The organism is Thermoflexus sp. (assembly GCF_034432235.1).
In the GTDB taxonomy this organism is placed as follows: domain Bacteria; phylum Chloroflexota; class Anaerolineae; order Thermoflexales; family Thermoflexaceae; genus Thermoflexus.
The window spans coordinates 1-17,992 of the sequence record NZ_DAOUCJ010000107.1 but is presented as its reverse complement, the minus strand read 5'-3'; the positions used below and the strand labels follow the sequence as shown (position 1 = coordinate 17,992).

At 62.5% G+C, this 17,992-nt stretch carries 19 protein-coding genes and 3 tRNA genes; 14 read left to right on the top strand and 8 right to left on the bottom strand.

The annotated features are described in order from the left end of the window. The 3 genes from VAE54_RS12855 to VAE54_RS12845 form a co-directional block, all read right to left on the bottom strand. Positions 1 to 583 (bottom strand): S1C family serine protease (locus tag VAE54_RS12855; protein WP_322802372.1); only part of this gene is annotated, 583 nt, incomplete at its 3' end. A gap of 54 nt (positions 584 to 637) precedes the next feature. Next, entirely contained in the window at positions 638 to 1,816 is a 1,179-nt protein-coding gene (locus VAE54_RS12850) for a S1C family serine protease (RefSeq protein ID WP_322802371.1), read from the bottom strand. Between the two features lie 84 nt (positions 1,817 to 1,900). Then, positions 1,901 to 2,821: a J domain-containing protein gene (locus VAE54_RS12845; protein WP_322802370.1), complete on the bottom strand. Its 921-nt coding sequence runs from the start codon at positions 2,819 to 2,821 to the stop codon at positions 1,901 to 1,903. Positions 2,822 to 3,195: 374 nt separating this feature from the next. Between VAE54_RS12845 and VAE54_RS12840 the strand changes: the two genes are divergently transcribed. The 9 genes from VAE54_RS12840 to VAE54_RS12800 all read left to right on the top strand — a co-directional run bounded on the left by VAE54_RS12840 (position 3,196) and on the right by VAE54_RS12800 (position 9,862). Further along, the gene (locus VAE54_RS12840; protein ID WP_322802369.1) at positions 3,196 to 3,492 is read left to right on the top strand and encodes a nucleotide pyrophosphohydrolase; all 297 of its coding nucleotides are present in this window, start codon (positions 3,196 to 3,198) and stop codon (positions 3,490 to 3,492) included. Next, the gene (locus tag VAE54_RS12835) at positions 3,489 to 4,268 is read left to right on the top strand and encodes a metallophosphoesterase family protein (RefSeq protein ID WP_322802368.1); all 780 of its coding nucleotides are present in this window, start codon (positions 3,489 to 3,491) and stop codon (positions 4,266 to 4,268) included. Before VAE54_RS12840 ends, VAE54_RS12835 begins: the two co-directional genes overlap by 4 nt. Then, the gene (locus VAE54_RS12830; protein WP_322802373.1) at positions 4,210 to 5,085 is read left to right on the top strand and encodes a DUF4032 domain-containing protein; all 876 of its coding nucleotides are present in this window, start codon (positions 4,210 to 4,212) and stop codon (positions 5,083 to 5,085) included. The genes VAE54_RS12835 and VAE54_RS12830 overlap by 59 nt, the downstream gene beginning before the upstream one ends. Positions 5,086 to 5,277: 192 nt before the next feature. After that, a complete protein-coding gene (locus VAE54_RS12825; protein WP_322802367.1) occupies positions 5,278 to 5,910 on the top strand; it encodes a c-type cytochrome in 633 nt (210 codons plus the stop codon). Between the two features lie 95 nt (positions 5,911 to 6,005). Next, on the top strand, positions 6,006 to 6,542 hold the full coding sequence (gene tsaE / locus VAE54_RS12820; protein WP_322802366.1) for a tRNA (adenosine(37)-N6)-threonylcarbamoyltransferase complex ATPase subunit type 1 TsaE: 537 nt from the start codon (positions 6,006 to 6,008) through the stop codon (positions 6,540 to 6,542). A gap of 57 nt (positions 6,543 to 6,599) precedes the next feature. Further along, complete coding sequence (tsaB, locus tag VAE54_RS12815) at positions 6,600 to 7,289, top strand: tRNA (adenosine(37)-N6)-threonylcarbamoyltransferase complex dimerization subunit type 1 TsaB (RefSeq protein WP_322802365.1); 690 nt, start codon at positions 6,600 to 6,602, stop codon at positions 7,287 to 7,289. A 180-nt stretch (positions 7,290 to 7,469) separates the two neighbouring features. Beyond that, positions 7,470 to 8,036: a ribosomal protein S18-alanine N-acetyltransferase gene (gene rimI / locus VAE54_RS12810; protein ID WP_322802364.1), complete on the top strand. Its 567-nt coding sequence runs from the start codon at positions 7,470 to 7,472 to the stop codon at positions 8,034 to 8,036. Between the two features lie 74 nt (positions 8,037 to 8,110). Next, positions 8,111 to 8,857 carry an HAD family hydrolase gene (locus VAE54_RS12805; protein ID WP_322802363.1) on the top strand — a complete coding sequence of 249 codons (747 nt, stop codon included), beginning with the start codon at positions 8,111 to 8,113 and terminating at the stop codon, positions 8,855 to 8,857. Positions 8,858 to 8,992: 135 nt separating this feature from the next. Next, positions 8,993 to 9,862 carry a UbiA-like polyprenyltransferase gene (locus tag VAE54_RS12800; protein WP_322802362.1) on the top strand — a complete coding sequence of 290 codons (870 nt, stop codon included), beginning with the start codon at positions 8,993 to 8,995 and terminating at the stop codon, positions 9,860 to 9,862. 178 nt (positions 9,863 to 10,040) lie between these two features. Here the strand turns inward: VAE54_RS12800 and VAE54_RS12795 are convergent, their stop codons facing one another. Continuing rightward, entirely contained in the window at positions 10,041 to 10,289 is a 249-nt protein-coding gene (locus VAE54_RS12795; RefSeq protein WP_322802361.1) for a hypothetical protein, read from the bottom strand. 237 nt (positions 10,290 to 10,526) lie between these two features. On the opposite strand from VAE54_RS12795, the gene VAE54_RS12790 reads away from it, so the two are divergent. Further along, complete coding sequence (locus VAE54_RS12790; RefSeq protein ID WP_322802360.1) at positions 10,527 to 12,221, top strand: ABC transporter substrate-binding protein; 1,695 nt, start codon at positions 10,527 to 10,529, stop codon at positions 12,219 to 12,221. A gap of 93 nt (positions 12,222 to 12,314) precedes the next feature. Here the strand turns inward: VAE54_RS12790 and VAE54_RS12785 are convergent, their stop codons facing one another. The 4 genes from VAE54_RS12785 to VAE54_RS12770 all read right to left on the bottom strand — a co-directional run bounded on the left by VAE54_RS12785 (position 12,315) and on the right by VAE54_RS12770 (position 16,877). After that, positions 12,315 to 13,079 (bottom strand): hypothetical protein, encoded by a 765-nt coding sequence (locus VAE54_RS12785; RefSeq protein WP_322802359.1) that lies wholly within the window; start codon positions 13,077 to 13,079, stop codon positions 12,315 to 12,317. Between the two features lie 118 nt (positions 13,080 to 13,197). Next, entirely contained in the window at positions 13,198 to 14,049 is an 852-nt protein-coding gene (locus VAE54_RS12780; protein WP_322802358.1) for a purine-nucleoside phosphorylase, read from the bottom strand. 130 nt (positions 14,050 to 14,179) lie between these two features. Next, on the bottom strand, positions 14,180 to 14,818 hold the full coding sequence (locus VAE54_RS12775; RefSeq protein WP_322802357.1) for a PH domain-containing protein: 639 nt from the start codon (positions 14,816 to 14,818) through the stop codon (positions 14,180 to 14,182). Positions 14,819 to 14,960: 142 nt separating this feature from the next. Continuing rightward, positions 14,961 to 16,877: a bifunctional homocysteine S-methyltransferase/methylenetetrahydrofolate reductase gene (locus VAE54_RS12770; RefSeq protein WP_322802356.1), complete on the bottom strand. Its 1,917-nt coding sequence runs from the start codon at positions 16,875 to 16,877 to the stop codon at positions 14,961 to 14,963. Positions 16,878 to 17,268: 391 nt separating this feature from the next. Here VAE54_RS12770 and VAE54_RS12765 point away from each other — a divergent pair. From VAE54_RS12765 to VAE54_RS12750, 4 genes are all read left to right on the top strand, one after another. Then, positions 17,269 to 17,341 (top strand) — tRNA-Thr (locus VAE54_RS12765). A gap of 6 nt (positions 17,342 to 17,347) precedes the next feature. Next, positions 17,348 to 17,430 (top strand) — tRNA-Tyr (locus tag VAE54_RS12760). 124 nt (positions 17,431 to 17,554) lie between these two features. After that, positions 17,555 to 17,627 (top strand) — tRNA-Thr (locus tag VAE54_RS12755). Positions 17,628 to 17,877: 250 nt separating this feature from the next. Further along, positions 17,878 to 17,992 (top strand): GTP-binding protein (locus VAE54_RS12750; RefSeq protein ID WP_299282441.1); only part of this gene is annotated, 115 nt, incomplete at its 3' end.

Genomic DNA, 17,992 nt, shown 5'->3' with positions numbered 1-17,992 from the left:
GGTCCAGGCCGAAGGGATTCCCGATCGCGATCACCCATTGCCCCACTTGCAATCGCGAGGAATCCCCCAGCATCACCGGGATCAATTTCTCTCGGGGTACCCGGATCCGCAGCACGGCTAGATCATTATACGCATCCGCTCCCACCAGCGTGGCGGAGGCCGTGGTGCCATCCGCAAGGATCACCTCGATCTGGTCCGCGCCTTCCACCACATGGTTATTGGTGACGATGTGCCCTTCGGTATCCCACACGAAGCCGGACCCGGTGCCTTCCTGGTAGACAGGGCCCCGGAAGAGATCGAAGGCGGTCGCCCGGGTGGTGATGTGCACCACAGAAGGGCTGACCCGCTGATAGACCGAGATGAACGCCGCCTCCAGCGCCCGGGCTTCCGACAGAACTCCGGGAGGGATAGGGGTGGGGGTTGGGGAAGGAGCGGTGGTGCCTCCGGATGGTGGGAGGGTCGCCTCACCGGATGGGTGGGTGAGGGCGGACCGGGCCCAAAGGAGGGCGCTCGCGGTGATGACCGCACAGCCCCCCACAAAGAGCACGATCCCTGCCAGGATCCACCAGATCGAGCGTCGCATCTCTCCGTATCCTCCTCTCCAGGTTGAGGAAGTCCCGATCAGGGTACACCGACCTCATGGCGAGGGCCGTTCGCCCAACGTCACCCGGACCTCCCTTTCCTGTCCATCTCGCAGAATCGTTAAGGTCACGGTCCGGCCAACCTCGGTGTGATTCACCAGGTAAGAGACGAGCTCGTCGAAGGACGAGACGGGATGACCATCGATGGCGGTGATGATGTCCCCGCCCAGCAGAATGCGTGCCCCCCGAACCCGAACCTCACGGGTGCCGCCCCGCAGGCCAGCCCGGGCAGCCGGACCATCGGGAACCACTTCCTGGATCAGGACGCCACGGGTGGTGGGGACATCGTATCCTCGCGCGCGCAGTTCCGCCAGCGAGATGGCGCCTGTGGATGTGATCCCCAGGTAAGGATAGCGAACCCGGCCGTTCTGGATCAGCTGGGGGACCACGCGCTTGACGGTGTTCACCGGGATCGCGAACCCGATGCCGATGTTGGCCGGTATCCCCGTCGCACTGGAATCCGTGCGGATAGCCGAATTGACGCCGATCACCCGCCCCTGCAGATCCACCAGAGGCCCTCCAGAGTTGCCCGGATTGATCGCCGCGTCGGTCTGGATGACATCCGGGATCTGGAAGCGGGTGGGGGTCTCCAGAGCACGGCCCAGCGCGCTGATCACCCCCAGGGTCATCGTCCCCCGCAGGCCGAAGGGATTTCCGATGGCCACCACCTTCTGGCCAACCCGAAGGGCATCCGAGTCCCCCAGCTCGGCAGGGCGCAGGAGCTCCGGGGGCGCATCCACCTGAATCACGGCCAGATCGCTGAAGACATCCCGCCCTACCACGCGGGCTTTCGCTACGGTCCCATCGTAGAAGGTCACCCAGATTTCCTCAGCGAATTCCACCACGTGGTTGTTGGTGACGATGTGTCCTCGGGTGTCATAGATAAAACCCGATCCGCTCCCGAAGGCAGAGGCTTCTGTTCCCTCCACATCGATGTTCACCACCGAGGGCAGGACCTTCTGGTAGATGGCGATCAGGCGCTGCTCCTCCTCGTCAAGCCCTGGTGGGATCGGTGGGGGCGTCGGCGAAGGCCCTGCCGGAACAACGATGACGCTGCCAGATCCTGGTGTGGGCGTGATGAAAATCAGTTCCCGCAGGGGGAGCGAGCGGCATCCGCTCAGCGCGAGGATCCCCGCGATGAAGATCCATAACCCTTCCCGGATTCGTGAGCCCATCGATCTTCACTCCTGAGAAGAATGAGCCAATAATGGGCGGCCCGCCCAAGAAGCGAAGGGGAGCGGCAGAACCGGCGCGAGCCATCAGCGCCCTCGGCGCAGGCGGGCCAGTTCGGCGAACAGCTCGCGTTCTCGGGGGGTCAGGTTGCGGGGCAGCTCCACGGAGACCCGAAGGTAAAGGTCTCCCCGTTCGCCCGGATGCTGAGGGGAAGGCATGCCCTCTCCCCGCAGACGGATCAGCGTGCCGTTCTGGGTCTCCGGCGGAACGTGAACCATGAGGGTCCTTCCATCCAGATGGCGGAAGGGAACCTCGCCCCCCAGGACAGCGGTGTAGAGATCGACCGGCAACGTGGCGTAGAGATCCCGATCCCGTTGTTCGAAGCGGGGATGGGGAGCGATTTCAACCACCAGATACAGATCCCCCGGAGGCCCGCCATAACCGGGCTCTCCAGCCCCGGGAACCCGCACGCGAGCTCCCGAGCGCACCCCTGGCGGGATGCGCACTTCCAGGCGGCGTCCATCCCGCGTGCGAATGATCCGCGTGGTTCCCTGGAAGGCCTCCTCCAGGGTGAGCGTCACCGGCTGCTCGATATCCCGCCCCCGGATCCGGGTGGTGGTCCATCCGCGCGTCCGTCGGGGCATGCCCCCGAACAGCATCTCAAAGAAATCCGAGAACCCGGAGAGCAGGTCCTCCAGATCGCCCATTTCGACCCGCACCCGGCCCGGCTGGACCCAGGGAGACCAGTCGAACTGGCCCGGATCGTAACCGGCCCGACGCCAGGCTTCATACTGGCGGCGGAGCTCATCGTATTTTCGGCGCTTTTCTGGATCTGAGAGAACCTCGTATGCTTCATTGATTTCCTTGAATTTCTCCTCGGCCGCCTTGTCGCCCGGGTTCACATCTGGATGGTATTGTCGGGCCAGTTTCCGATAGGCTCGCTTGATCTCCTCTTCGCTGGCGTCAGGGGAGACCCCCAGGATCGCGTAATAATCTTTGAACTCCATCGCGCGGCCTCAGCTCTGGAGATTTCGGATATCCTTCAGCTTTTGATTTTACAACCAGGAGGCAGGAGAATCGGTATACGGAATCCGGTCGCGCGGGGGCTCCTCCCGCCGGTTAGGGGGTTTTCCCTTGTATTTGTATGATCATCCGCCGGTGGGCGACAACCCGATTTCCCCTCCCCGTTTCGGGGAGGGGAGATTTAGGCTCCCCCTTCCCTACGAGGGAAGGGGGCCGGGGGGTTAGGTCCGAGGATCCCTCCCCCTTCCCGGTGGTCCCGAGGGTCGCAGGGAAGAGGGCACCCGCCTCCCGGAGCGTCCGGCGGCCTGGACCTTCATTCAGCGCTGGGCAACGCATGATTCCGACCCGGAGGGGACCCATGGAGTTGCGTGCACTCGAGGAGGCGATGGAACAGTTCGTTACCGCGAAGGGATGGTATGATCCGAACTCGCCGAGGCCGCAGACCCCGCGTAACTTGGCGATCTCTCTGGTCCTCGAGGCGGCGGAGGTTCTGGAGCTTTTTCAGTGGAAGGAAACGGCGGATCGGGAAGCGCTGGCTGAGGAGCTGGCGGATGTGATGCTTTATTTGCTGCAGTTGGCCCGCCGGCACGGCATCGACCTGGGCCAGGCAGTGATGGCCAAGCTGGCCCGAAATTACCAGCGGGAGTGGCCATGAGCGAGAGGCGCCGGCTTCGGATCCTGGCGGTCTCCGATCAGGTGGTCGAGGCGTTATACTCGCCTCAGGCCCGGGAATGGCTTTCCCCGATCCATCTGATCCTCTCGTGCGGGGATCTGCCTTACGGATATCTGGAATTCCTGATGGAACTTTTCAACGCTCCGCTTTTCTATGTTCACGGAAACCATGACCGTCCGGAGCTTCTCTCCAATGGCCGGATCCGCCATGCGCCGGAGGGGGGGCAGAACCTGGATGGGATGGTGGTGTGGGAGCAGGGCCTGTTGCTGAGCGGGCTGGCGGGATCCCGGCGCTACCACCCTGAGGGCCGGTATCAATACACCGAAGAGGAAATGTGGCTTCGGGTCTTCCGGATGGTTCCGCTTTTTCTGTGGAACCGGCATCGCTACGGGCGGGCGATCGATCTGTTCATCGCCCATGCCCCTCCGCGATGGATCGGCGATGGGGCGGACCCGGCCCATCAGGGTTTCTCCGCGTTTCGGTGGTTGATCGATCGCTTCCGCCCGCGCTATTTTCTGCATGGGCATTTGCACTTCCATGGACGCCGGCCCATCATCGCGGTCGGCCCCACTCTGGTGATCAATGTGTTTCCTTATTACGTGCTGGAGGTCGAGGTGAACGATGGGGGAACTCATAAACGGGAACGATCCGGTATCCGCGGAGGTCATCGCTCAGTACCGACGGGCCCGCTTCCGGGCGATGCTTCGGAATCTCATCGCCCGCCTGACCGGGCGTCCCAACCGGCTGCTGGCGTTTGATGAAGTGAAGGAGAAGTTGAACCTGCGCGGCTCTGTTTACCGGGGCATCCAGCGGGTTCCGCTGGATCATATCATCGGCAGCGTCAACCGATACCAGGACTTCGATCGGGCCTTTCTGCCGATCCGCCGCCATATGGCGGATCGCTGGATCGCGGTGGGCACTGTTCTGTTCCAGGAGGCTAATCTTCCTCCGGTTCGGCTATATAAAGTCGGCGATGCCTACTTTGTCTTGGATGGCCATCACCGGGTTTCCGTGGCTCGGGCCCTGGGGTGGGAGGAGATCGAAGCGGAGGTGATTGAGGTCCAGAGCCGGGTGCCGGTGGGGCCAGATCTTCAGGCGGAGGATCTGGAGATTCTTCATGAATATGAGGAGTTCCTGGAGCGGACTCATCTGGATCGCCTTCGCCCGGAGGCGGATATCCGCTTCACGATCGCCGGGGGGTATCAGCGCCTGCTGGAGCATATCGCGGTGCATCGCTACTTTATGGGCCTTGAGCTGGGCCGCGAGATCCCGGAAGATGAAGCGGTGGTCCACTGGTATGATGCCGTATATCAACCGGTGGTGGAAATCATTCGCGAGCATGGCCTGCTGGAGGATTTTCCGGGTCGGACCGAGGCCGATCTCTATCTCTGGATCATGGACCATCTGTATTATCTCCGGGAGGCGTATGGGCCGGAGGTCGATCCGGAGACCGCGGCCCTGGATTACGCGGAGCAGTTCGCCGAACACCCCATCCGACGCTTGGTGAACGAACTCCGTCGGGCCCTGGAGGGGATGAGCGCTTTCCCGCCAATGGAAGTGGAACCGAAGGCCTGAGGGGGATTTTTGGGCTCCCCCTTCCCTCGTAGGGAAGGGGGCCGGGGGGTTAGGTCCGAGGACCCCTCCCCGCGTTATGAAGCGGCACAGAGAAGGGTAAAAAACTGGCGTGATCGGACGGGCGGATTCACTGCCCGTCTCACCCCGTTGGAACCCCAAACGGGGAATTGAGCCCGGAGGGAAATCCCTCGGATGAGTTCTTGTTCGATCGGATGGCGGGGAACGGTCCTGGGGATCCTGGGGCTGGCCTTCCTGTTTCCAACCGCTTCTGCCCATGCCTATCAGGACCAAGAAGCGGAGCGGGGGGCAGCGGTCTTCGCTCGCCGATGCTCGACGTGTCATGGGGATCGAGGGCAGGGGCTGACTGACGAGTGGCGGGCGACCTGGCCGCCCACCCATCAGAATTGCTGGAAAGCCAATTGCCACGGGACGCAGCCTTATCCGGAAAATGGCTTCACGCTTCCCCGCGTGGTCCCGCCGCTGATCGGGCCCAACACCCTCCAGCGGTTCGCGACGGCTGCGGATCTCTATGCTTACATCCGCGCCCGGATGCCGTTCCACGCCCCGGGAAGCCTTCCGGAGGAAGATTACCGGGCCGTTACCGCCTTTTTACTTCAGCGCCATGGGATCCCGGCGGATGGCCGGCCCTTTGATCCGGAAACCGCACGGGGAGTTCCGCTTCATCCGGCAGCCTCCAGGGCAGAGAGGGCGTCAGGAGATGCTTTCGCTTTCATCCGGCGTTATCTCCCGTGGTGGGTTGGAGGAGGGATCAGCGCCGCTGGCCTGCTGTGGGGGATGATCCGATGGCTTCACCGGCGGAAGTGAGTTCTTTCAACGGGCAAATCCCTTCATTCGGAAGGGGACCAGCCCGTCTCTCCGATGGAGGGCTCAGCGGTGCAGGTTCTATCCATTATGGAGCGATGGCGGTGTGGCTTCTGGAACGAACATCCAGGGATGAAAACACCACACGGCGGATTGGAGCGGCGCTGGGGCGCTGGCTCCAGCCCGGGGATATCGTTGCTGTCCAAGGCCCCCTGGGGGCCGGGAAAACCCGTCTGATTCAGGGGATCGCGGAAGGGCTGGGGGTGGCCGAACCGGTTCAGAGCCCTTCGTTCGTTCTGATCCAGGCTTACTCCCTGCCTGGAGGTGGAAAGTTCTATCACGTGGATCTTTATCGGCTGGACAATGCGGAAACGGTCTGGGCGATTGGGTTGTGGGATCTGTTCGATGAAACGGCGATCATCGCCATGGAGTGGCCGGAGCGAGCGGCTGGCCTCATCCCGGAGCCGTATCTTCGGGTAACCATGATCCCTCTGGATGACACGATTCGTCGTATTCGGATCGAAGCGGTGGGAGACTTCCCCGTCGAACGTCTGGAAGCCCTTCAGGCAATGATGGATTCGGAGCGATACGGGTCCGAGTCGCATGACCCAGATCATTTTCCCTGGGGGCTTTAGGGATCCACTCCAGACGATCGGCTGCATTCGAGGGCCCAGAGGATCTGGAGGGAGATCGTGAAAGGCAAACCGAGCTATCTGCTGGCGCTGGATACCGCAACCCTGGGGCTGGCCCTGGCGCTCTTCGATGGGGCGGAGTGGGCGGCGGTGGCTTACTGGCGAACAACGGATCGGCATACTGCGGAGTTGATGCAACGCTGTCAGGAGTTGATGGCCCGGGCTGGTCTGGCTCCAGAGGATCTGATCGCGGTGGCGGTGGTCAGCGGGCCCGGCTCCTTTACCGGGCTCCGGTCCGGCATTGCGGCGGCCAAGGGGCTGGCGATGGCCATGGACCGCCCGTTGTTTGGGATCGGGACGGAGGAGGCGATACTGGCGGATCTGCCTCCGTGGATGGGAACTCTGAACGTGCTTCTCCCGGCAGGGAGGGGGCGATTGGCATCGCGTCGTTATCGGTGGGCGCAGCGATGGGTGCCCGAAGGGGAGCCTGCCCTGGTGAGCGCAGAGCTGGTAACAACTTCATGGACGCCTGGCGTCTGGTTGGTTGGGGAATGGACGGCGCGGGACTACCAGCGATGGGCCCAGTTGCCCATTACGGCCTGGCTGATCCCTCGGGATGGTCCATCCCGGGTGATGGGGGCCGCCCGGCTGGCCTGGGCCCGCTATCAGGCGGGCGAGCGGCCAGATCCCGCGCTGGTGCGCCCGATCTACCTGCGCACCCCCAGTGTCCCGGAGGGAGCGGGCCCTTAGAGGGATCTCCGCGTTCCCCATGCCTTTGTTGGGGCTGTGAGGGGAGAGAGATTCCTCTTGGGAAAGCGTGCCTGGCGTCCATCATGCTGGAATGATCAGCCTGCGTTTCTAACCAGGCGAAGCGAGGTTGAGATGCCAGCTCTCAGGATCCCGGAATCGGTTCCTTTTCGGATCGACCCGATGCGATGGGAGGATATCGCGGAGGTCATGGAGATCGAGCGGCGTGCGTTCTCCATGCCCTGGCCGATGCGTGCGTATGAGCAGGAGATTTTAAGGAACCCCAGCGCCCATTATCTGGTCCTGCGCCCCCGGGAGGTTCGCGCCATCGGATGGATGGTTCCACCTTCGCGATTGCCGATCCTGGGATATGGGGGCTTCTGGCTGGTTCCGGATGAGGCTCATATCAGCACGATCGCCATCGATGTGCCGTGGCGGGGACGTGGCCTAGGGGAGCTGATGTTCCTGGCCCTGGTTGAGGAGGCGATCGCTCTGGGCGCCCATCTGATCACGCTGGAGGTGCGGGCCTCCAACTTCGTGGCCCAGAACCTCTACCGGAAATACGGGCTGGAGGTCGTGGGCCGTCGTCCTGGGTATTATCGGGACAACCGGGAGGACGCCTTGGTGATGAGCGTGGAGGACGTGCATTCCCCGGCTTATCGGGAACGGCTGGAGGCCCTGAAGGCCCAGCTTTGGGTCCGACTGCAATCCGCCGGCCCGATCCCCCTGCACCGCTCCGGCGCGAATTGAAGGGCCTGCCTGGAGGTTCGCGCTTCGCGGGGAGGGTTCCCCGAAGATCTCAGCCTTAAATGAGGGATTAGGAGATGAAGATCCAGGGCCTGATCTTCGATCTCGGCCATACCTTGATTGAGCTTCCAGAGGATCCCGAAACATTGCGTCGGGAAATGTTCGCGGCCGCCATACAGGAGCTGCGCCGTCACGGAATCCATGCGGAGGAGTCGGCCTTCATTGATGCCGTGGAGCGCTGGATGGCTCTGCGCTATGGACGCTGGCAGGAGGATTGGCGGGAATATCCGCTGGTGGAAACCTTCGCGCTGGCTCTGGGTGATTTGGGCTATGACGGGCTGCCGGACGGGATCGTTCAGGAGGTCGTGCGAGCCTTCCTGACCCCTCAGGAGGCGCGCTGGCAGCCCTTCCCGGATACATTCCCAACGCTGGAGGAACTCCGCCGCCGGAACTATCGGCTGGCGCTCCTGACCAACTCGGGCGATGCCGATCATTCCTGGCGGCTGATCGATCGGTTCGGCCTGCGCCGCTACTTTGATCCCATTGTGATCTCCGCCGCCGTCGGGTGGCGGAAGCCGCATCCTGCCCTTTTCCGGCAGATCGCGGCCACGTGGGCGCTCCCCCCGCAGGCCATCGTGGTCGTTGGCGACCTCCTCGACGCTGACATCCGGGGCGCCCATCTGGCCGGGATGCGAGGGATCTGGGCGGCGATGTCCAGCGAGCCCGCGTCTCTGCCTTCCTCTAATCATATCCAGCCCGATGCCATCGTTCGTTCTCTAAGCGAGATCCTGATGGTTTTGAGCCATTGGGAGAACGAGGCGTAGCGCTTCGCCTCAGCCTGTCTCCTGGCCAGAGGGATCCTGGCGTCTTCCTGGTTTGAGCGCCGCTGCATGGGTCTTATCGTCCATGCGGTTGATCAACGCTGACCGGATCCAGCTCGCCGGAGGAATCGGATCAGGATGTGGCGCGGATTGAAGATCTTCCTGGAGGCTATCAAATTCGAGCATACGGTTTTCGCGCTGCCTTTCGCCTATATCGGTATGCTTCTGGCTGCCGATGGCTGGCCGCGCTGGCATCAAATCCTCTGGATCACCGTGGCCATGGCGGCGGCTCGCACCCTGGCCATGAGCGTGAACCGTCTGGCGGACCGGGAATATGATGCGCGAAATCCTCGCACGGCGAACCGGCCGCTGCCCCGCGGCTTGCTCCGGCCGGAGATCCTGCAAGGGGCTGCGGTGCTTTCCGGGATCGTGCTGCTGGTGGCCGCATGGGCGCTGAATCCTCTGTGCGTGGCGCTTCTTCCCGGAGCGCTGCTCTTTCTGATCGGCTATCATTACACCAAGCGTTTCACATGGCTCAGCCACTGGATCCTGGGGTTCACCGATGGTCTGGCGCCTATGGGCGCATGGATTGCCATTCGTGGATCGTTCTGGAAAGAATCGGATGCGCCCGCATGGGTCCTCATCGCGGTGGTGACCTTGTGGATTGCGGGCTTTGATCTGATCTATGCCTGCCAGGATGTAGATTTCGATCGCCGAGAGGGGCTTTACAGCGTCCCAGCCTGCTTCGGGGTCGCAACGGCGCTGTGGCTGGCGCGTCTGAACCATCTGGGCATGCTGAGCCTGCTGGCCATCCTGGGGATAATGCGCCAGCTGGGGTGGCCTTACTGGCTGGGGCTTGGGTTGGTCGGGGTCCTGCTGGTCTATGAACATCGCCTGGTTTCTCCCACGGATCTTTCCCGAGTGAATGTGGCGTTCTTTAATGTCAACGCCTATATCAGCGTGCTTCTGTTCGCGTCGGTGTGGGGTGGGTTGCTCTGGGGGCGTTGATTCCGATCCCGCCCCCGGATCCCTTGGGGGAGGATGGATCATTCCTTGCATTTCCGGCATGGTCAGGAAGACGCATGGTATGAGAGGGAATCCTCCTGGCGGGCCCGGCCCCCAGCTCCGGAAGCAGCCCCGCTTCGCGTTGGGGGATGGGGAGATCGATCGCGGGCGCGTGCGCGCGTTACAGGCGGAAAGCCAGGGCACCGAACAGGAGGACCATGCCCGCGATCGCCAGGAGGATGGACAGGGCGATCAGATAACCTCCCCATCGACGTTGCTGCTCGAAGCGTGTATGGAAACGACGGCCGGCCCTCCGGTCTTCCTCTCGGATGGAGGGATGGCTCTGACGTCGATGCCACCACGCCCGAGCACAGAACACGTATTCTCCAACCTCATGTGCATAGATCAGCGGGTGGGAATCATGGCCCATAAGCCCCCCTTTTGGACTGGCTCGATAGGGCTCGGAGTCGGAAAGGCGAGGCGGCTTCCTCTCCGTGGTCTGAGGAAAGAGACCAAAGATGCTTCGCCTCCCGCTCAAAGCCCCATGGGATCCGCGATTTCCGATTGACGCAGTCGATGGTTCCGACTATACTCAGAACCAGGCTTCGCCTGAAGCCCTTCCCGACTTTCCGCTGTTCAATCCCCTATCCAGAAAGGAGGAGAAGCCATGCGTCGGAAGGGTCTTATTTCCATGGGGGTTCTGCTCGCCCTGGCGCTGGCTGCATGTGCGCCCGGGGCCGCTCCCACACCGACCGCTACGGTTCCGCCCCCCTCGCCGACTCCGCCCCCTGCAGCCACTCCTACTCCTGCGTTCCAACCGCTGAAAGTCGAAGCGCCGGACTGCAATTACGGAGGGGAGTTTAAATCAATCGAGGCCGTGGATCAATATACAGTCCGCTTTACGCTTTGCTATCCGGATCCGGCCTTCCCATCCAAGGTGGCCTTCGCCGCCTTTGCGATTCAGGATAAGGACTACCTAGATGCGAACGGCGGCGATTCCGTGAAGATGAGTGAGAAACCCAACGGGACCGGACCCTATCGCGTCAAGGAGTGGATCCGGGGCGATCGCATCATCTTTGAGGCGAACCCGGACTACTGGGGCGAGAAGGCCAAGGCCAAGACCCTGATTTTCCGCTGGTCCAAGGAGGCCGCGGCACGCCTGCTGGAGCTCCAGGCGGGGACGGTGGATGGGATCGATAACCCGAACCCCAACGACTTCGCGGCGATTGAGGCGAATCCTAACCTGAAGCTTTACATTCGCCCCCCGCTGAACATCGCTTATCTCGGTCTGAACAACACCAAGCCGCCGCTGGATAATGAGAAGGTCCGTCAGGCCATCGCCATGGCCATCGATCGGGCCCGTCTGGTCAAGAACTTCTACCCCGCGGGCTCGATGGTGGCGGAGCAGTTCGTGCCGCCGATCCTGAAGCCAGGCTATACGGATGGCCTGAAGTGGTATGACTACAACCCGGCGGAGGCCAAGCGGCTCCTGGCCGAGGCGGGTTACCCGAACGGCTTCAATATCACCCTCTCTTATCGCGACGTGGTGCGCGGCTATCTCCCGGAGCCGGGCAAGGTGGCCCAGGACATCCAGGCCCAGCTCGCCGAGGTCGGCATCCGGGTTCAGATTAAGGTGATGGAATCGGGGGCCTTCCTGGACGCTGTGGCGGCAGGCAATGAGCCGATGTATCTGCTGGGCTGGCTTGCCGACTATCCCGATGCCACGAACTTCTACGACTATCACTTCGCGAACGAGGCCAACAAACAGTTCGGCCAGCTCTTCCCGGATTTGGTAGAGGAGATTCGGGCGGCGGCCAAGCTGAGCGATCCCACTCAGCGCCAGAAACATTATGATAAGGTGAATGAATTGATCAAACGCCACGTTCCGATGGTTCCCCTGGCCCATGGGGTCTCAGCGGCCGCCTTTAAGGCCAGCGTGCGGGGCGCTCATGCCAGCCCGCTCAACAATGAGCGCTTCTCGGTGATGGATCCCGGAAAGAGCGAGCTGGTGTGGATGCAGAACGCCGAGCCCGTGGTTCTCTGGTGCGCCGATGAGACCGATGGCGAGACTTTCCGGGCATGCGAGCAGGTTTATGAATCCTTGCTGTCTTACAAAGTCGGCGGGGTGGAGGTCGAGCCGGCTCTCGCAGAGCGATATGAGGCCAACGCGGATCTCACCGTGTGGACGTTCTACCTCCGCAAAGGCGTGAAATTCCACAACGGCGCGCAACTGGACGCCAACGACGTGGTGGCGACTTTCAAGGCCCAGTGGGACGCTAAGGATCCCAATCACAAGGGCCGCACAGGGACCTTTGAATACTTCAATGCCTTCTTCGGGGCCTTCCTGAACGCGAAGAAGTGAGCGCCCTGCGCACCGGCGAACCGGATCCCGAGAGTCCGAAGAGGGGCGGGGCTTTTTAAAGCCTCGCCCCTCTTTATCCTCACACCCCGCCCGTTAACTGCTGCCTTCTGGTGAGGTGAGCACCACAGGCACCTCGCAGGTGGCGGCCTCTCGCGCCGCGATATCCACCACCACCACGCGAAGCCGATAGCGGCCCGGCTGGGGCAGGAAGGGGCGAGGATCGAAGGTCCAGAGCGGCCCCCGCATCACCGGTTGCCGCACGATGTCCCCCAGGGTGACCCACTGGCCTCCGGTGTAGGGCCCGTTGATTTCCACCTTGTAAAACTGGAAGGCCGGATGGGTGGCCGTGCCGATCAGCGTGATGGGTTGGGAGATCACCTGGCCCGGAGATGGGAACTCGATCTGCGCGTTCGGATCCGGGCAACGCGCTCGAAGCGGTGTGGGGGTCGCAGTGGGCGAAGGGGAAGGGACCGGTGATGGTGAGGGCGAGGGGAGTGGGGAAGGCGTGAGAGGGATGTGGGGGGAGGGCGAAAGCCTGGGAATCGGCTGGAGAGGCCCGGTCACCGTTGGGGAGGGCGCCAAGGTCGGCGTCAGCAGGGAGGAAGACGTGGAGGTAGGGGTGAGAATCCCGGGGCCTACGAGGAGCCAGAGGCCCAGGCCGAGGGCTAGCAGAAATGCGGCCCGGACCAGCCCACTGAACAGCTCCATGGCGGCCATCTCCCGCTCTACGCGGAAAAATGCCCGAAGGAGCCGACGATAAGCGCGCCAGATCTCCCCTATGGTGATCAGCAGCAACAGGCCGATGCCCCCATAGAGCAACGGGGCGAGCGATTTCAGCAAAGCCCACAACGTTTCCATTCGCGCCTTTCCGCCTTGACATGGACGTCCTGATCTCAATGGGAGACAGGGATCCACTTCCAGGGGCCCATCCGGCTCCAGGGCCATCCTTTCCCTTGCCCCCCGCTCATCCTGTGCTTTATTTCTCTTCGAGCTTCCGCAGCACACCCCGGATGATCGTCATCAGCCGGGGGACCAGAACCCGGCCTGCCTGGAGGACCTCCTCGTGACTGGGCGGCTCAAAAGCATCTGGGTTCAGAACATTGGAGATTCCGGACAAGGCCAGAACCCGCATCCCGCCGTGGCAGGCGACGATCACCTCCGGGACGGTGGACATCCCGACCGCATCGGCTCCGATCAAACGGAGGAATCGCACCTCGGCTGGCGTCTCAAAGCTGGGCCCGCCCAGCATTACATAGACGCCCTCATGGATCGGGATGCCTTCCGCTTCGGCAACCTCCCGGGCCAGCGCTCGTAGCGCTGGATCGTAGGCGCGGGACAGATCAGGAAAGCGGGGGCCCCAATCCGCCTCATTCGGCCCTCGGAGAGGGTTGGCTCCTGCCATCCCGAAGAGGCCGATGTGATCGCGGAGAATCATCACATCCCCGGGCCGGAACGATGGATTGATCCCGCCCGCCGCGTTGGTCAGGATCAGAATGCGAATGCCCAGAAGTTGCATCACCCGGATCGGTAGGGTGATCCGCTGGACCGAATAGCCCTCATAGAAATGGGCGCGCCCCTGGAGCACCATCACGGGGTGCCCCTCCAGCTGCCCCACGATCACCCGTCCGGGATGTCCTTCGACAGTGGCGGCCGGGAAGCCAGGGATCTCTGTGAAGGCGAGGACAATCGCTCCATCCACCACATCGGCCAGCGCGGCGAGGCCGGAGCCCAGCACCAGCCCGATTCGCGGTGGAAAGGGGATCCGTTCCCGGATCCACGCGGCGGCCGCCTCATATTCCGATCGAGGGATCACTTCATGAACTTGCATCGCGGTCTCCACCCGGGAAGTTCCCTTGCCTTTTCTCTGGAAACCCGACAGTTCGCGCCATGGATCCCCTCGCCAGGGGGCTTGTGAAAGCCGATCCCCCTTCCGACCCGGGTCCGACGGCATAGGTCCTTCATGAATTATGCTCCTCTCGCCTCAGCAGAGTCCGCTTCTTCTCTTCGAACTCCTGATCGCTCAACAGACCGCTGCGATGCAGCATCTCCAGTTGCGCCAGCAGAACCTCGATCTCGCTGCCTCCTGCGCTCTCCATTCCTGGGCGTTCCCCTAACATGGCCTTCTGATCCAGCATGACCTGCTTGAAGCGCAGAGGATCAGCGATGCGGTTCAGACGGTTCACTCCGATCTCGCTCCCGGTGAGGATTTCGATGTCCCCATAGTTGAACAGGCGTCCCCACATGGATTGGCGCAGGACCACATCATTAACCTTTTCGAGGGAAGAGTCAAGAACGTTTTTGTTCAGGATCCCCTCCACCTGGACTACCCGCCGCGTGGTCACCAGATACACTTCGTTCCACCAGCGAAGCAGGGATCGGATCAGCAGGGCCAGTGGGATCGCCGCCAGGGCCAGGCCCGCGATCACTACCGGGAGCGTGAACGGAGGAAAGAGAAGGCCGCTGGCGATGGTCATGCCGATCAGGACGCCCGCAGGGATCCCATAACCCAGCACCGGGCGGAGGAGGACCAGGGGATGCTGCCGAGTCTGGAAAAGGACGCGCTCATTCTCGCCCAGCAGTTGTTCGATATAGCCCATGAGAACCTCCCTGTAGGGTATTCCCAGGCGGAAAAGAGATCCGGGGGCAGCCAAGCCTCGAAAGTGGCCCCCGCTATCCTGCCGTCTCCTCCTTTCCCGATGCCCCGGGGGCAAGACATGGAATGGCGCCTCATGGCCGATATCAACGGCTCCCTCCATTCGGCCGTGGCGTCCGTCCCCGACGGTGAGCGGGGATCGCCTCCATGAGCTGGAAAACCAGATCGTAGCGGCCCATGGGGGGCATCACATAGAGCCCCTGGGTGAACTCCGCGAGCTCCACCACGGCTTCCTGGGCCATGCGCAATCCCTCCGAGCGCGCCCGCGCTTCGCCAGCCCGCCGGAGGCGCTCTCGAATCGCTTCTGGAACCCGGATGCCCGGCACCTCATTGTGCAGGAATTCCGCATGGCGGAGGCTTAACAGAGGGAGCACTCCCGCCAGGATCGGGATGGGGATGGGGCCTTCCTCTTCTTCATAGCGCCGGAGGAAATTCTTGAGGGCAGCGGGCTCGTAAACCGGCTGAGTCATGATGAAATCCGCCCCCGCCCGGATCTTCCGGCGCAGCGCCTTGATCTCCCGCGCTGGATCCGGTGCGTTGAAGTTCAGGGCCACGCCGACAAAGAAGGCGGTCGGCCGACCAATGGATTCTCCGGCGTGATCCAGGCCGGCGTTGAAGCGCTCTTTAATCAACCGCACCAGGCCCGATGGCACGATGTCCATCGCATCGGTGGCCTCCGGGTAATCTCCCTGAGCGGGAGGATCCCCCATGACGACGAAGAGGTTGCGCACCCCCAGGGCGTGGATGGCCAGGAGATCCGACTGGATGCGTAGAAGATTACGCCCCCGGGTTGGGAAGTGAAGGATGGTTTCCAGGCCCACATGGTTCTGGACCAAGAAGGCCAGGGCCCATGGGCTCATCCGCAGCCGGGCCATCGGGCTATCGGCGATGTTCAGAGCATCCACCCCGCCTGCTTTCAGCGAGCGCGCCACCTCCAGCATGGCGCTGGCATCATGGCCTCGAGGAGGATCCACTTCCACGCTGACGACAAAGAGGCCGGCTTGCAGGCGACGGGCCAGATCGGTAGGTTCCGGTTCGACCGGGGCAGGGAGGGAGACCCCCTGGAAGATCGGACGGCGGTCCTCCGACGGGGTTTCCGCCTCTGTCTCCAACGCTCGACGCATTGCGGCGATGTGTTCCGGTGTCGTCCCGCAGCATCCACCGAGGATCCGTACGCCCAGGGCCCTGAAGCGAGACGCATATTCCGCAAAGTAGTCTGGGGTGGCCGGGTAGCGAAGGCGACCAGCCGCCATCTCAGGCCAACCCGCGTTCGGCATGACCACCAGATAAGGCGGAGGACCGCCGGCCTCTGTGATCCGAGAGGCCATCCGGCGGATCACCGGAAGCAGCTTGGCGGGCCCTACCGAGCAATTCGCCCCTATGATGGGAACACCCAGGTCCAAAAGGGTCTCAACGACTTCCTCCGGGCTGTGGCCCATCAGCGTGTAGCCATCCTGAGCAAAGGTCATCTCGGCAATGACGGGCACATGAGGGGCGGTCTCCTGGGCTGCGCGGATAGCCTCCAGAAGCTCGGGGAGGGATGAGAAGGTCTCCAGGATCAGAGCATCCACCCCGGCCTCCACCAGTGCGGCGATCTGTTCCCGGAAAGCTTCCCGGGCTTCCACGGCCTTGGCTCGACCCAGGGGGGCCAGGGGCACGCCCAGGGGTCCGACGGAGCCGGCGATCCACACCGGACGGTTCGCTTCCTGAGCTGCCCGTCGCGCCAGGGCAACCCCTGCGTGGTTCAGTGATGTCACCCGATCATCCAGGCCATGCTCAGCGAGACGATATCGATTCGCCCCGAACGTATTGGTTTCCAGCAACTCAGCCCCCGCTTGCAAATACGCCCGATGGATATCCAGAACGACTTCGGGGGCCTCGATGTTCAGCGCTTCATAGCAGCGATCAAACGAAAAACCTCGCGCGTAGAGCATGGTGCCCATGGCCCCATCCGCCAGTAAAGGGCCCTGGGCCAGACGTTCCAGGAGGTTCGGCTTTTCCATTGCGATCCCTCCTCCGATCGTTCCACAGGGAGATGGGGGGCTTATCAGGCTCCTGAAAGTGACAAGTTCAGTTTCCCCTGTAACCAATCGCCGTTCGATCTCTCTCCGAGGCGAAGGATTGCCTGCTTGCTCACATTTTAACTGAATCAGGACGATCATGGGGCTCATCCCGCATTGCGATTCAGGGGTCTGGGCCGCCGGATTCGGTGAGGGAAAACGAGCTGCCCAGCGCCGCCGTCCTGAGGTCTGGAGGGAGGGGATGATTCCTTTCCCTCCATCGAGCCCGAGCTCCAGGGGAACCGCCGCTGCGGATGGCGCAGCCGACGGCCCTGACTTCAGAAGCCTGATCTTGACCGCCCCCCTCCAAACTGGGTATAATTGCACCTGGAGTGCCGACGTAGCTCAACCGGTAGAGCAAGCGCCTTGTAAGCGCGAGGTTGCGGGTTCGAATCCCGCCGTCGGCTTGACAGGGGCGGGTACCCAAGTGGCCAACGGGGCCTGGCTGTAAACCAGGTGGCGCAAGCCTTCGGGGGTTCGAATCCCTCCCCGCCCATTATTTTATTGTGGGAGCCTGGGGCGATCTGGCCCGGGAAAGCTTCTGTCCTCATGATCGAGATCCTCAGGGATCTGTATGGTGAAGTTCGAATTCGGAGATGAATAAGGAGATCTCATCGCGAGCCCACGTAGCTCAGGCGGCAGAGCACACCCTTGGTAAGGGTGGGGTCACGGGTTCGAGTCCCGTCGTGGGCTCCTGGAGTTCCCGCCGCGTGTGAGTATATTTCCTGATTGCTTCAGCCGTTGGGTGGGCTGGCTGGGTTGTTGTAGAGGGCGGGGTTATTATTTTATATTGTTTAAGTTGGCGAAGGGCATGGACATGAGGGCAGAGCAGGGTGAGGGAGCACCCTGCCTCGGGGCGATGAAGGGGCGGTCGGTTTTGTGGGATTTGAACCCACTCGCGCAGGTCATGATTCCAAAATGAAAACTGCTCAGGAGGGCAACGATGTCGAAGGCGGTGTTTGTGCGGGCGAAGCCGCATGTGAATGTGGGGACGATTGGGCATATAGATCATGGGAAGACGACGCTGACGTCGGCGATTACGAAGGTGTTGTCGTTGA